Here is a 14774-nt window from a genome sequence, read left to right as displayed (position 1 = left end):
TGCGCTATCCTGTTGACGTGGACGCTTTCTGGTCCAATGTTTGCGAACATGGCGTGGCGGCGCTGGAGCTGAGAGACCACGGGATATCGCACCGCGATAGACGTTGCCTCACCTCCAATCACCTGCCGTAACCATGAGGGTCAATTCATGAACTTTTATTATCGCGCACTCAGCACGGTACTCTTCTCGGCGACGCTCGCGGCCGCCGCGCTCTCTTCGGGCGATGCCGAGGCGTCGTCGTCGAGGCAGCCCACCAAGGTCGAGCGCCTGGTGTTCCCGGTGACCCTCTCCGACGGCAACACGTACGACATCGTCGGCTACCTCTACTATCAGGGCCAGACCAAGTACCGCCCGCTTCAGGTGCTCGTGCACGGCCTGACCTACACGCACGAGTACTGGGATCTCCCGTCGTTCGGCGGACACGATTACTCCTATGCCCGGCACATGGCGAAGGAGGGATACGCCGTCCTGGCGCTCGACATGCTCGGGGCCGGAGAGAGCAGCCGGCCCGACGGCGACTTCCTCGACCTGGCCGACACCGCCGACAGCGTCCATCAGATCATCACCGAGATGCGCACGCCTGGCGGCGTCTACAAAACGCCTTTCACGCGCGTCGCGCTCGTCGGTCACTCGAACGGCGCCATCATCAACTCGTTCGCTCAGAGCACCTACAATGACGCCGACGTCCTCGTGAACACCGGCCTCGCCTTCACGCCGCACCCGATCCCGGTCCCCCCAGAGGCGATCTCCGCGCTGCTGCAGACGCCCTATATCGCGATCCCGCCGGACATGCGCACCGCCATCTTCTACGACACCGCGAACGCGAGCCCGGCGCTCATCGATTTCGATAACGCCACCATCGCCGACACGTTCACGCGCGGGCAGTTCCTCAGCCTCCTCGCCGTCTCCGAGGATCCGACGCTCGCCGGCATCGACGAGGTGACGAGCCCTGTGTTCATCCAGTTCGGGGAGACGGACGCGCTGCAGCCGGCGGCGTACGCGGACTCCGACGCGGCGCTCTATGCCAGCGCCGAGAGCGTCACGACCGCGATCGTCCCCGACACGGGCCATATCCTGAACGGCCATCGCAAGGCGCGGGTCGGCTGGGAGCAGATCGACTGCTGGGTCCACCACAACATGGGCTGGTAGGGCGCGATCGGGGCCTCGGGCAGCGCCGCCTGCCCGGATCGCCGCGGGCGCCAAGTCTGCGCGCCGCCGCCCTCCCTCGCCCGGGCGGCGGCGCGCAGGCTTGGCGGCCGCTGTCCGGGGCCTATGCTGCCCCCATGCGCGAACAGCTCGCCAAGACGCTCGGGGAGGTCTTCTGGACCGATCTCCGCACCCATACAGCGCGCGACGCGGTCATCGTCGTCGCCGCCGATCTCGACCTCCTGGACGTCGGCGAGGCCATGGCCGCGAACGACACGGCCGCGGTGGAGGCCTGGATCGCGGCCGGCAAGCTGACCAAGCCGACGGCCGCCGATCTCGCGCGCTGGCCGCAGCAGCACGATCTGCGCTTCCTGTCGCTCGTTGTCGCGCCGTTCGTGCTTATCCGCCAGCCGCCCTCGCCGCCGCCCTCTTGAGGCGCGCCGCCAGCGCGACGTGATATCGTCGCCCGCATGCGCCGGTTCGAGTTCGTGCAGGGGACGAGCGCCAAGTTCTGGATGGCCGACGTGGACGACACGACCTTCATCGTCGTCTACGGGCGGCTGGGGACCGCCGGGCAACGCAAGGAGAAGGCGTTCCCCACGGCGGAGGCCGCGCAGCGCGAGTGCGACAAGAAGATCGCGGAGAAGCTCAGGGAGGGCTACCAGGAAGTGGCCGCCGCCGGGGGTGGCGCGCCCGCAGGCGGCGCCCCCGCGGCCACCCCCGGCGCGACCGCGCCCCCGCAGCCGCCGAAGCTCGATCTGCCGCCGCGCGTCCAGCCCGGCGAGGCCACCGAGGCGCGGCGCAAGGCCGCCGTCCACGCGCTCGCCGCGGTCTCGGCCGCGCGCGGCCGGCGGAGCTGGGTGCTCGGGCGCGCCGTCCGACGCGCCCGCCGCGCGCTCGAGCCGCTCGGCGGGCTCGATCCCGCGACCGACGGGGCGCTGTCCGCCGCGCTGGACGCGCTCCTCGACCGCGTCGTCGCGCCGAGCGCGCGCGATCGCCTGCCGCTCGTGCGCGCGCTCGAGCTGCTCTCGGAGCTCGACGCCGCGGCGTTCGCGCGCGCGGTGCGCGACACCTGGAAGGCCCCGCCGGCGACCTCTCCTGCCGCCGGAGCGCTCGCCCTGCTGAAGCGGCAGCTCGAGGAGCTCGACGATCCCGAGCTCGGCCTCCGGCTCGGCGCCCTGCTCGTCGATCGGCCACACCACGGCTCGATGAGCGCCGAGGCCGGGTGGGCGCGGCGCTGGAAGGCGCTCTCGCCACACCTCGAGGCGCACCTCGCCCACCGCGGGCGCTCGCTGAAGGACCTCCTCGCGAGCATCGACGCGGGCGGCGACCCGCACGTCGCCGAGCGGGTCGCGCGGATGCGCGCGGCGTGAGCTGCTCGGCCTGAGCTGCGCTGACCGACCTGCGCGGCCTGTGCTGAGCGTCCGGCGCGCGCCTCGAGGCAACGCTCCGGGCGCCGCGCGGCACCCCTGCATCGGCGAACACGCCCCACCCACAGGCGCACACCGCGGGGAAGCGACGACGCTTCCGTCATCGTCAGATCGACTCTGGCTTGACCTGCAACGCGGGGCTCGCGATTCTCCCAGGCCATCCCGCCGCGGGAGGGCGCCTTGACGAGCTCACCGAACCCGATCGACATCGCGAACGTCAAGCAGCTCGCCACGAGCGGCTCACCCACCCTGGCCGAGGTCGTCGAGGCGTACCTCGAGCAGCCGGATCCAAAACCGGAGACGCCGCCGCGCGAGGGGGCGCTCACCTTCGCGGCGTTCCTGCAGCTGCTCTCGCGCGCTCAGGGCATGCGCTCCCCCGAGCAGCGGCGAGAGCAGTCGACCGACGCGTGGAAGCGCTTCCTCGCGCAGGTCGACGCCGCGCCGCCGCCGCGGCTCGAGCTCGCGGACCTGATCGTGCGCATCTACGAGGAGGGCACGGACGCAGGGCGCAGCGCGCTGCGCGACATCGCCACGAGCGCGCCGCTGGTCTTCGGCGCGTGGGGCGGGCTCAAGCGCATCTACAAGCTGGCCGAGGCGCGGCTCGACGCGGAGCTCTTCGGGGCGCTCGCCTTCCGCTTCGACGTCGAGCTCTCCCGCAGCCGGCGGCGCGAGGTCTCCAGGGGGACGTTGATCTACATGCGCCGCCGCGCGTGGCGCTTCCTGCGCGAGCTCGGCCGGAGCACGCCGGAGCTCTACCCGCAGTTCGCGGTCGAGGTCCTCCGCCACTACGCGCCGGGCACGAGCTTCAGCGACCTCTGGGTCGCGAACCACATCTGGGCGCACGGCACGGGCAAGTACGACGGGCGCTCGTTCCACGGCAACGTCCCGCCGAACGACATGGTGAAGCACCGCGCCTTCGACGAGGCGTGGAAGCGATCGCCCGATCCGCTGATGCTCCTGCTCTCGGCCTGCCAGGCCGATCCGCCGGCCAAGTTCGCGATCCAGGGGCTCAAGAAGGACTTCGCCGACACCCTGCGGAGCGTCACGCCCGCGTGGCTCTCGCGCCTCGCGTACCGGCCGCTGGCGAGCGCGCACGAGTTTTTGATCGAGACGCTGCTCGGCTCGCCGGAGCTCCACCAGAGCAAGCTGCGCGGCCTCGGGCTGCACGACGCGGCGCTCGCGCTGCTCGCCTCCCCGAGCGCGAAGGCGCGCACGTTCGCGATCGAGTACGCCCGCGCGCACGCGACGGACCTCGACCCGGAGCGCCTCGCCGCGCTGCTCGACTCCGAGCACAAGGACACGCGCGCCTTCGCGGCGTCGGCGCTCCAGGGCAAGAGCCCGCGCGCGCTCGGCCACGCGTTCCTGGGGCGGCTGCTCACGCACGGCGAGACCGAGGCGTGGGCCAGCAAGGCCCTGAGCGAGAGCTTCGACCGCGCCGAGCTACCCGAGGGCTTCCTCATCGACATGCTCTACGGCGAGTCCGAGCAGAAGAAGTGGGCCGCCGCCTACTTCAAGGCCAAGTACCGGCCCGGCGAGCCGGGGGCCGGCTTCTGGGTGCGCGTGCTCGACGACCCGCGCCACGAGGACGACTACCAGGCGACGAAGTCCGCGCTCGACGCGCTCGGCAAGCACCCGATCGCGGCGATCGGGACGCCGTGGCTGCTCGGCGCGCTCACGCGCAAGCGCCTCGGGTCGACGGTCGCGACCTGGCTCCAGAAGGCCGACGCCCTGCCCGACCTGACGGCCGAGGGCGTCGAGCGCCTGAAGGGGCTCGTGTTCAGCGCCGAGACGCGCGCTGTCGCGCTGGAGGTGCTCGGCAACCCGAAGATCGTGTCGCCGCGGCAGCTCACGCTGCCCTGGCTGCTCGCGCTCGCGCGGCGCGCCGATCCGACGCTGAACGGCTTCGCGCGCCGCTACCTCCTCTCGCACATGAAGCCGCAGGACTTCGATGCGGGGCAGGACGCGAGCGGCCGCGGCGACCGCGAGGCGGGCACGGCGAGGCTGTTCGCGCTCGCGCTCGGCGAGAAGGAGCCCGAGCCGATGCGGGCGTTCGCGCAGACGTACCTGCGCTGCCACCACCCGGTGCTCGGGCCCGAGCAGGGCGAGGCCAAGGAGCTCGAGCTGAAGCCGGCGCTCAAGCGAGGCGCGTTCACCGCCGAGCGCATCTGGCCCGCGCTCTCCGACAAGCGGGACGATGTCCGGCGCTTCGCCGCGCTCATCACGCGCGCCGAGCTCCGGGCGTGGGGCTACCAGACCCGCGTCTACGAGCTCGCGCACAGCGACGCGAAGGAGGTGCGCAACATCGCCTTCGACGCGCTCCGCAAGGTCGGCGATCCGTCGGCCGATCCGGCGATCGCGCTCACGCCGGAGGAGCTCGATCCGGCGCAGGTCTTCGCGCTCACGGAGAGCCTGAAGAAGAGCGCGCGCGAGCTCGGCCTGTCGCTCATCCTGAAGCACTACGCGCGGCTCGGCGGCCCGGAGCGCCTCGGCTGGCTGATGCAGAGCGCCGACCGCGAGGTGCGCCTCTTCGCCGTGCGGATGCTCTGGGAGAAGCACCGGCCGCGCCATCTGCCGCCGGGCTGGAAGCCGCGCGCGGCGCGCGGAGACGAGGCGCGCCCCGCGGCGGAGCTGCCCGAGGACGCCGGGCGGTTCGCGGACGTCGAGGCGCTCCGGCGCTTCCTGCGGTACGTGCTGTCCGGGATCCCCGCGGGGCGGTCGCCGGAGCCGGGCGACGACGCGGGCTCGCGCAGGCGCCTCTCGGCGAGCGAGGCCAAGCGGCACGTGATCGAGGTCGTGCGCGATCTCGCGGTCGAGGACGCGGCGTTCGCGGCGCTCGTCGCCCCCGTCATCGCCGAGTTCACCGGGTCGATCGCGAAGGGCGAGTGGCAGGCGTGCCTGGCGGCGCTCCTGCGGCTCAGGCACGCGCACCCGGGGCTCGAGATCGAAGGCCTCGAAGCGGCCGGCGAAGGCCGGGCGCTCCCCGGCGTCGGACGAGCGGCAGGCGAAGGCCGGGCGCTCCCCGGCGTCGGACAGGAGACCGCATGAGCCACGCTATCGGCCATTACGAGAAGGTCCGCGCGCTCGCGATCGGCCCGCGGCTCCTCGCTGTCGGCGGCGTGCGCGCGCCGGCGCCGGGCGAGCCGCGCGGGACGCGCGAGACGCAGACCACGCCGTCCCCCGCGAGCGCGAGCCAGGTGACGCTGTTCGATCACGTGGCGAACAAGCCGGTGCGCTCGATCGACGTGCCCGCGCACGTGCTGGGCCTCGCCTTCGCGGGCGACCTGCTCGCGGCGGCGTGCTCCGACGGGGCGCTGCGCCTCCTCGCGGGCGACGGGGCCGACGGGCGGGCGATCGACGCGCACCCGGGCGGCGCGACGGCGATCGCCGCGGGCGTGTGGCAGAACGCCGGCGCGCGCCTCGCGACCGTGGGGGTCGACGGCGCGCTGCGGGTGTTCCGCGTCGGCGAGGCCGCCGGCTCCCCTGCCCCGCCGCCCGGCGCCGCGGTCGAGATCGCGTCGTTCGCGCTCTCGGCGGCGCCGCTCCGCGCCGTCGCCTTCGATCCCGCCGGCGAGCTCTGCGCGGCGGCGGGCGACGACGGCGTCGTCCGCGTGGTCACGCTGTCGACGGGCGCCGTCCGCGCCATGCCGGGCCACGACGGGCCGGTCACGGCGCTCGCGTTCACGCCGCGCGACGGGCGGCTCGCGTCGGGCGGCGACGACGGCACCGTGCGCCTCTGGTACCTCGTCGGCGACGTCGAGTGCGAGGTGCGCGGCGCGGACGGGAGCGGCCACGCGGGCGGCGTCCGCGCGCTCCTGTGCCTGCCCACCCCGCCGCCGCAGGAAGACGGCAAGGAGAGCGGCGACCGCCTGCTGTCCGCGGGCGCGGACGGCGCGATCCGCATCCACCGGCTCGAGGACAAGCGCAAGCCGCGCACGCTGGAGACGAGCGCGCTGGCGCTGCACGCGCTCGCGCTCGCGCCGGCCGCCGCGCGCAAAGGGGCGCGCGGGCAGGCGGGCCGCGGCGGCGCGGACGCGAAGGACGGGCTCGGCGCCGTCTTCGCCGCGGGGGACCGGCGCACGGTATGGCGCTTCCCGATCGACGCCGCCGGCGCGCCCGCGGACGGCACCGCCGAGCTCACGCACGGCTTCGATGTCCTCGCCCAGGCGCTCTCGGGCGCGCGGCCGGCGCGCGAGAGCGCCGTCAAGACGCTCGCCTCGCTGGACGAGCCCGAGGCGCTCGAGGCCGCGCTTCCCGTGCTCCGCTCGGATCGCGACGCCGAGGTGCGCGCGCTCGCCGCCCGCGAGCTCGGCGCGAAGGGGCGCCGCGGCGCGCGCGCGAAGCTGCGCGAGGCGCTCGACGACGAGAGCCCGAACGTCCGCATGGCCGCGCTCGAGGCGCTCCGCGCGATCGAGCGCGACACGCCGCTCGCCCCGCTCCGGGCGGCGCTCGACGCCCGCGCCGCGGACGTCCAGCGCCGGGCGCTCCTCGAGCTCGGGAAGCTCTACGGCAGCTCGCCGCTCGTCCCGGGGCTCATCGCCGAGAAGCTCGCCGGCCGCGACGCGTCGGTGCGGCTCACGGCGCTCGACCAGCTCCAGCAGATCTACCCGGACGGCCCGCAGCCGCTCCGCACCGCCTTCGAGCGCGGCCCGGCCGACCTCCGGGTCGAGGCGCTCATCCGTGCCGCGCTCGCCGGCTGGCTCTCGGCGCCGGAGTTCGCGCCGATCGCGGCGCGCGCGCTCGACGACGAGGACGCCGAGGTGCGCCGCATCGCGTTCGCGGCCAAGGTGATCGAGCGGCGCGCGCTCGCCCACGCGCTCGAGGCGCGCGACGAGGATCTCGGTCGCGCGGCGATCGACATCGCGCGGCGCGCGGCGGAGGTCCTGCGGCGCGCCGGCGCCGGCGCAGGCGGCGCGGAGAAGCCCGCGGCGAACGCGAAGGATGGGGCGAAGGACGCCGCGAAGGCGGCCGACGAAGCGGCCATCAAGGCGGCGCGCGCCCGGATCCCCGGCGTGGGCAGCCCGGGGGCCGAGCCCGCCGAGGCCGACCTGGAGCCGCTGCTCACCGCGATGGCGTGCCGCACGCCGGACACGGCGGTGCGTGGGGCGCGCGGCCTCGCGCAGCTCGGCGACACGCGCGCCCTCGGCGCGCTGCTGCAGCTCACGCGCGAGCAGGACCCGTCGCTGCGACGGCAGGCGGCGACCGCGCTCGCCGAGCTCCGGGACACCCGCGCCGAGAAGCGCCTCATCTGGATGCTCGACGACGCGGACGGCGCGGTGCGCGCCGCGGCGCACGACGCCTACGCGCGGCTCCAGCCGTCGGCCCCGCTCACCGTCGCCGAGGCGTCGCTCCGCTCGTCGCAGGAGGACATCCGCGTCCGCGGGCTCGACCGGCTCGTGGCCCTCGCCGGCGAGGGCAAGGGACCGAGGCCGCCCGAGGCCGAGGCGCTGCTCGCCGACGCGATCGAGGACGAGTCGCCCAAGGTCCGCCGCGAGGCGTTCCGGACGCTCTGGTCGTGGCACGCCTCGGATCCGCAGACGGCGCTCGACCGCGCCCAGCTCGCGCGCTTCCCCGACCTGCGCCTGCGCGCCGTCGAGGAGCTCAAGGCGCACGGCGAGCAGCCGTGGGCCGCGGAGCGGCTGCACGCGGCCATCGGCGACCGCGACGCGGGCGTGGCCCAGGCCGCGTACGACGCCGTCGTCAAGCTGCGCGGCAAGGAGGCCGCGGAGCCGCACCTCGCCGCGATGGCGTCGATCCACCCCTCGGTCCGGGAGAGCGGCGCGCGCGGGGCCGCGCACCTGCCGACGGGCGACGACGCGCGCAACGCCCTGCTCCGGCTGCTCGCCACGCGCGTGCCGGTGGGCGAGGCCGCGCGCAGCGCCCTGAGCAAGCTGCTCGAGGACGAGCACGCGGGGCCGCGCATCGCCGCGATCGAGGCGCTCGACAGGCTCCTGCCGGGCGAGGCGGGGCCGCTCCACATCGGCCTCCAGTCGAGCCACCTCGACCTCCGGGTGCGTGCGGCCGAGCTCTGCGCCGTCCGGCGCGACGAGCAGCTGATCAACCCGATGCGGGCGCTCCTCGCCGATCAATCCCTCTTGAACGCGGGTCGGGGATCCGCGTTCGCGGTCCCCTCCGCGCAGGTGCCGATCCAGGTCCTCGGCCCGCTGCGCGCCCGCGCCGCGACCGCGCTGGCGACGCTGGGATCGCCGCGCCTCGTCAAGTACTTCGCCACCGAGCTGCTCAAGGACGAGTACCCCGACGTGCGCGAGCAGGCCGCGCGCGGGCTCGCGATGGCCGCCCGCCGCGGCGAGGAGGGCTACCTGCTCGACGCCATGGGCCACGCCGACGTCGCGGTGCGCTCGTGGGCCGCCGACGGGCTCGCGCGGCTCGGCGACGTGCGGGCGCTGCCGGTGCTCACGGGCACGCTGCGCCACGAGCACCCGCCCATCCGCGTCGCGACGATCATGTCGTTCGCGGCGCTCGGGCCCGAGGGCTACGGCGGCATGCTGCAGGGCCTCGAGGACAGCTCGCGCGAGGTCCAGGAGATCGTCTTCGCGATCGTGCTCGCGCGCGACCTCAGGGCCTTCCGCCGCGGCGACCCGCCGGACCTCCTGACGAGCGCGCTCTCGTCGCAGCGCTCCGACGTGCGCTTCGCCGCGGCGCGCGCGCTGGAGCTCCGCACCGATCCGGAGCTGTACCTCGCCCACCTCATCGAGGCGCTGATGCCCCCGCGCCCCGACACGGCGGAGCAGGGCCGCGCGGCCGACGGCGAGAAGCCCGCCGGCATGAAGGACTGGCCGCCCGAGGTCGCGCGCGGGCGCATCCTGGTCGGCCTGGCCGAGGCGCTCGCCAGCGACGACCCGCAGCAGCGCTACGCGGCCGCGCAGGTGCTCCGCATCCGGCGCAAGCCGGTCGAGTACTTCCGCGAGGCGAAGCGCGTGGCCGCGCTGCGCCCCGCGGGCGCCCACGTCGTGGCGGACACGACCCCGCGCGCCGCGGAGGAGAGCGACACGAAGCCCGCGAAGGGGTGGCTCCGCCGCCTCTTCGCGCAGCCCGAGCCGAGCGGGCAGAGCGGCCAGAGCGGCCAGAAGGAGAGCGACAGGCCGGCCGGCGACGCGGTCCCGGAGGGCGAGCAGCGGCGGCTGCGCTGGCTCGCGTTCGGCGCGTACATGGGCCTGCTCCGGCAGGTCTCGGCGGGCGACGACGAGGCGCACCGCACGCGCCGCGACGCCATCGATCGCATCGTCGACGTCTGCGCCAAGGGGCACGTCAGCAGCACGGCGGCGGTCCCGCCGCTCGTCCGGGCGCTCGACGACCCGCACCACCTCGTGCGCAAGGCGGCGTTCGCGGGGCTCAAGGCGCTCTTCCCGGCGGGGGCGGGCGAGCCGCTCGCGCTCGGGCTCGCCTCGGCGTCGGCCGACGTGGCGCGGACCGCGCTCGACGAGATCGCCGCGCGGGGCGGCGACGCCCGCCCCGAGATCGTGCGCGCGCTGAGCTCCGCGCTGCCCGACGTGCGCCGCTACGCCTTCGAGCTCCTGGAGCGGCTCTCTCCGAAGGGCAGCCTCGACCCGCTCCTCGCGGCGCTCGGCAGCGAGCACGCCGACCTCCGCCTCGGCGTGCTCGAGCGCCTCGCGTCGTCGAGCGATCCGCGCATCGTGCCCGCCCTGTGCCGCGCGATGGAGAGCGATCACGACGACCTGCGCCTGCGCGCCGCGGAGCTCCTCGCCCGCAGCCGCGACGATCGCGCGGTCGACGTGCTCTCGGCGTTCCTGCGCGAGGGCGCGGCCGCGCCGGCGGCGCGCGCCCGCAAGGCGCTCGTCGCGCTCGCGAGCGACGCGGCGGTGCGGGCGCTCGCGGCGCGCATGGATGAGGCCGCCACGCCGTCGGACCGCGCCGCGCTGGCGGGCGCGCTCGGGAGCACGCGGAACCCCGCGGCCACCGGCCCGCTCGCGGCGCGCTTCGACGACGAGGCGGCCGAGGTCCGGAGCGCCGCGCTCAAGGCGTGCCTCGAGATCGTCGACAAGGGGCGCGAGCGCGAGAAGCGCGAGACGGCGCTCGCGCTCGCGTTCCTCGCCGCCGCCACACGCGCGAAGGACCCGGCGCTCCGCCTCGCCGCGGCGCGCGAGCTCGATCTCGGCGACGATCCCGCGCAGAACGACCTCCTTGTCGCGCTCTTCGCGGATCGCGATCTCCCCACGCGCGTCGCGGCCGTGACGTCCTACGCGAAGCGCGTCAAGGGCGATCGACAGCAGCGCGCGCCCTCCGGGCCGCTCGAGGCCGTGCTGCGCGCGGGCGCGCGCGAGCTCGTGCTGCCCGCCGCGGAGGGGGTGGCCGAGCGGGGACTCGCGTCGGCGCTCCGGCCGCTCCTCCTCGTCGTGCGCGCGGGCGAGCCCGGGGAGCGGGAGCGCGCGCTGCTCGCGCTCGGCACGCTCGGCGACGCCCGCGCGCTGGAAGAGCTCGAGGCGGTGGCCGCCGGCGGAACCAAAGAGGCGCCGATCGAACCGAGCATGCAGGCCGCCGCCACGGAGGCGCTCGGCCGCATCGCCCCGAAGCTCGGGAGCGCCGAGCTCCGCAAGCGCGCCTCGGAGCGCGTCGAGCAGGCGCTCCACGCCGACTCCATCGATCTCCGCGAGTCGGCGGCGAAGGGCGTGCGCTGGATCGGCGGCGAGCGCGCCCGCGTGCTGCTCGAGGAGCTCGTGCGCGCCGGCGACACGCCTGAAAGGCTCCGCGTCGTCGCGGTGAACGAGCTCGGCCTGCTCGGCGACGGCGCGGCCGAGCCCGCGCTCGCCCGCGCGCTCGACGCGCGGAGCGGCGAGGTCCGCAAGAACGCGCGCAAGGCGCTGGAGAAGCTCTTTCCTGGCGAGCGGACGCGCGTCGAGCTCCTCGCGGTCGGGAGCGAGTACGACGACATCGCGGGCCCGGCGGCGAGCTACCTCGCCGCAGAGGCCGACCCGGCCGAGCTCTTGCCCCGGCTCGCCGCGCTCAAGGACGAGGACCTACGGCAGCGCCTCGCCATGGGCCTGCTCCGCCGCGGCGCGCTGCCGGTGGCCGCGCTCCTGCGCATGCTCGAGGACGAGCGCGCCCCGGCGCGGCAGGAGGCCGCGCGGCTCATCGCCGCCGGCACCGTGGCCGGCGATCGCGGGCCCCTCGCGGGCGCGCTCGCCGCCGCGGCGCAGCGCACCGCGGAGCGCTGGTCGGCCGCGCACGGCGACGAGCGCAGCGCCGAGGCCGCGGCGTGGCGCGAGCTGCTCTGGGCCGCGGGGCGCGCCGGCGCGACCGCGATGGCGCCCGCGCTGCGCGCGCTCCTCTCGAACGACAGCGCCCCCGGCGAGGTCCGCCGCGAGGCCGTGCGCGCCCTCGGCGCGCTCGAGTCGGCCGCGAGGTCCGCAGGTGCCGCGCCGCCCGCGGGCGCCGTGGAGGCGCTCACGGCGGCCCTCGAGGACATGGACGCCGGCGTCCGGGCCTCGGCGTCGGCCGCGCTCGCCGCGCTCGCGCCGGACGGCTCGGCCGCGATCGCCGTTGCGGTGAGGCCGTTCGACCCGGTCGCCTTCGGGCCGACCGCGCGCGTCGCCTCGCCCGAGGCGCTCGCGGCGCTCGCCGCGACCGAGCCAGGCCGGCGCCTCGCGCTGCCGTCGATCCTCGCGCGCCACGACGCCGCCGCGCTCGCCCCGCTGATCTCGCTCGCCCAGGGCAGCGGCGGCGATGCCTCCGCGCGCCTCGACGCCATCGCGGCGCTCGGCCGCGCCGGCGGCGAGCGCGCGCTCGAGGCGCTGGCCGCGCTCGCCTTCGGCAAGGAGAAGGCCAAGGAGAAGGCCGAGATCGCCGTCCGCAAGGCCGCGTACCGAGCGTACCGCCGCGCGAAGCGCAAGGCGGCGGATCCCCGCGCGGCGCGGCTCGCGGCCGCGCGCTCGTCCAGAGAGCCCGAGACCCCCGAAGGAGTCAACGCATGACGGCCGCACTCGCCCGCCCGATCCTCCTCCGGTACGCCGCGCCGAGCGAGCTCGCCGCCGCCCCGCTCCACTCGAGCGTGCGCCTCTCCCTCGACGGCGCCCGCGGCCCGGTCGGCGTGCGCGGCACCGTCCGCGACGCGGCGCTCTTCCGCGACGCGATGGCCGCGCTGGCGACCATCCTGGAGAGCGATCTCCGGTACAAGGGCCGGGATCGGACCGCGTACCTCGCCTACCTGATGAAGCAGGGCAAGAAGGCGACGGCGGCCATCTGGGAGGCGCAGAAGGCGTTCCTGGAGGGCGCCTTCCCCGACGACGCGGCGACCCAGGGCGACGGCTCCGCCGCGAAGCCGAGGGCCTCCGGCGCGCTCGATCCCGTGCTCACCGTGCACCCGGACGAGGTCTCGATCGAGGTCTTCTCGCGCGACGAGAGCGCCTACGCCCGGCTCGCCTTCTCCAGCGACCTCTTCGAGGGCCGCGAGGCCGCCCACGGTACCGCCTTCGTCGATCTCTCGCCGCGCATCGTCGAGCAGATCGATCGCCTGCGCGCCTACGCCAAGGTGGAGCTCGACGCCGGCGCGGCGCGCGGAGACGCCGAGGCGACGCGCGCCACGCGCGCCACGCGCGCCACGCCGATCGAGCGCTCGATCGAGGTCCCGACGACCTGGCTCCGCGGCTTTTTGCAGGTGCAGTCGGCGGCGACGCTGCCCGCGGTCTCCTGCGAGCTCGCGCCGATCGATCTCTACAACGCGCTGTTCGTGCTCCGCACGCGCAAGGCGAAGAAGCCGCCCCGCGGCCTGCGCTTCGAGCTCGTCCCCGGCAAGCCGCCGCGGCTCATCCTGGAGCCCTGGGAGATCTTGATCGAGGGCCACGGCCCTCCGTACGAGGGCCCGCCGCGCGTGGTCCGGACCTTCGGCCGGCAGCGGCTGCTCGCGCTGTCGCGGCTCCTGCCGCACGTGCAACGCGTGCGCGCCGAGCTCCGTGGCCCCGGGCTGCCGGTCTTCTGGGTGCTCGATCTGGGCCGCGCGACGCTGACGATCGCGCTCACGGGCTGGACCGACAGCAGCTGGGCCAGCGCCGCCTCGTTCGACGCCCTGATGCCTCGCGAGGGGAAAGGCGGCGACAAGGCGCGCGCGGCGCTCGACGCGCTCGCGGGCAGGCAGCTCGCCCTCCTCCGCGAGCGCGGGCCGCTCCCGCTCGCGTCGCTCGCGGCCGGCGGCGGCGCCGAGGAGGCCCGCGCGGCGCTCCAGCTCGAGTGCCTGCGCGGCCGGGTGCTCTACGACGTCGCGCGCCGCGTCTACCGCCCGCGCGAGCTGTTCGCCGATCCGGTGGACGAGCGCGACATCCGCTACAGCTCGCCCCGCGAGGCCGCGGCCCACCGCCTGCTCGGCGCGCCCGGTGCGGTGAGGCCGACCAAGGTGCACGAGATCGCCGGCGAGGGCACCGAGATCCACGGAGAGGTCGCGGACCGGGAGGCGCACCGCGACTTCGCGCCGCGGTTCACGATGGATCTCGAGGGCCGCGTCTCCGACGCGTGGTGCAGCTGCCCCACGTTCCGCAGGAGCGGCCTCCGCGAAGGTCCGTGCGAGCACATGATCGCGCTCCGCGTCGCCTACGCCCGCGAGCGCGCCGAGCGGGACGCCCTGCGCCAGACGGCCGAGGGGCGGTCGCTCATCCGCGCCGAGACGCGCACGTACGTGCGCCGCGAGGCCTCGGGCGCGGAGGTCGTCTACCGTGTCTCCCTGGACGACCGCGTAGTACACCTGTCGTGGGGGGCGCGCGCCGAAGCGCCTCGACACCAGCGCATTTGGTTTGACACGGACGGCGAAGCGCGCGACGCGTATTTCAAGAGACTGGATGCATTGACGTCCTCCGGGTTCGTGGACGCCGACGCGTCGTCAGCATGAGAGAGGAAAGGAGGTCAAGAAAAAGAGATTGTTCGTGTTGCCAGGAGAGGTTCTGAACGCACCAGCCTCCACGCCTCGAGCGTAGGAGCGGCGTCGCGCCGCTCTGGAGGAACCGCCAGTCACTCTCCGCAAGGTAGCCTGTTCTTGGTTCTCTTCGGCTAGACGAGCCCTACGGCGTCGGGAGAGCTGAGACAACCTCGCAAACGCCGTTTCTCCCGACGCCGTAGGGCTCGTCTAGCCGGAGAACCGGTGAGGCTACCGTGCACCAAGCGATGAAGGTGATGCGCTTGGAGCCTCTCTTGGCGACATGAGACAGCGATCGACGGTCCGGTGTCCCGAGGACAGAT

6 protein-coding genes are annotated in these 14774 nt (G+C 75.2%); all 6 read left to right on the top strand.

Translation table 11 applies throughout. The annotated features are described in order from the left end of the window. Positions 1-147 precede the first annotated feature (147 nt). The 6 genes from WMF44_RS10450 to WMF44_RS10425 all read left to right on the top strand — a co-directional run bounded on the left by WMF44_RS10450 (position 148) and on the right by WMF44_RS10425 (position 14427). Positions 148-1149 carry an alpha/beta hydrolase gene (locus WMF44_RS10450; protein WP_437298974.1) on the top strand — a complete coding sequence of 334 codons (1002 nt, stop codon included), beginning with the start codon at positions 148-150 and terminating at the stop codon, positions 1147-1149. A gap of 134 nt (positions 1150-1283) precedes the next feature. Continuing rightward, positions 1284-1580, top strand: a complete 297-nt coding sequence (locus tag WMF44_RS10445; protein WP_437298973.1) for a DUF2288 domain-containing protein — start codon at positions 1284-1286, stop codon at positions 1578-1580. A 36-nt stretch (positions 1581-1616) separates the two neighbouring features. Next, positions 1617-2519 (top strand): WGR domain-containing protein, encoded by a 903-nt coding sequence (locus tag WMF44_RS10440; RefSeq protein ID WP_437298972.1) that lies wholly within the window; start codon positions 1617-1619, stop codon positions 2517-2519. Between the two features lie 237 nt (positions 2520-2756). Then, entirely contained in the window at positions 2757-5621 is a 2865-nt protein-coding gene (locus WMF44_RS10435; RefSeq protein WP_437298971.1) for a hypothetical protein, read from the top strand. Next, on the top strand, positions 5618-12523 hold the full coding sequence (locus tag WMF44_RS10430; protein WP_437298970.1) for a HEAT repeat domain-containing protein: 6906 nt from the start codon (positions 5618-5620) through the stop codon (positions 12521-12523). The genes WMF44_RS10435 and WMF44_RS10430 overlap by 4 nt, the downstream gene beginning before the upstream one ends. Continuing rightward, a complete protein-coding gene (locus WMF44_RS10425) occupies positions 12520-14427 on the top strand; it encodes an SWIM zinc finger family protein (RefSeq protein WP_437298969.1) in 1908 nt (635 codons plus the stop codon). Before WMF44_RS10430 ends, WMF44_RS10425 begins: the two co-directional genes overlap by 4 nt. The last annotated feature ends 347 nt before the right edge of the window (positions 14428-14774 follow it).

Source organism: Sorangium sp. So ce426, assembly GCF_051475585.1.
Lineage (GTDB): Bacteria > Myxococcota_A > Polyangia > Polyangiales > Polyangiaceae > Sorangium > Sorangium cellulosum_B.
This window is presented reverse-complemented; position numbering and strand designations above follow the sequence as displayed.

What these genes read in the sequence shown, in the direction of transcription:
- WMF44_RS10450 (WP_437298974.1), top strand. Translation starts at nt 148, where the DNA reads ATGAACTTTTATTATCGCGCACTCAGCACGGTACTCTTCTCGGCGACG.
- WMF44_RS10445 (WP_437298973.1), top strand. Translation starts at nt 1,284, where the DNA reads ATGCGCGAACAGCTCGCCAAGACGCTCGGGGAGGTCTTCTGGACCGAT.
- WMF44_RS10440 (WP_437298972.1), top strand. Translation starts at nt 1,617, where the DNA reads ATGCGCCGGTTCGAGTTCGTGCAGGGGACGAGCGCCAAGTTCTGGATG.
- WMF44_RS10430 (WP_437298970.1), top strand. Translation starts at nt 5,618, where the DNA reads ATGAGCCACGCTATCGGCCATTACGAGAAGGTCCGCGCGCTCGCGATC.
- WMF44_RS10425 (WP_437298969.1), top strand. Translation starts at nt 12,520, where the DNA reads ATGACGGCCGCACTCGCCCGCCCGATCCTCCTCCGGTACGCCGCGCCG.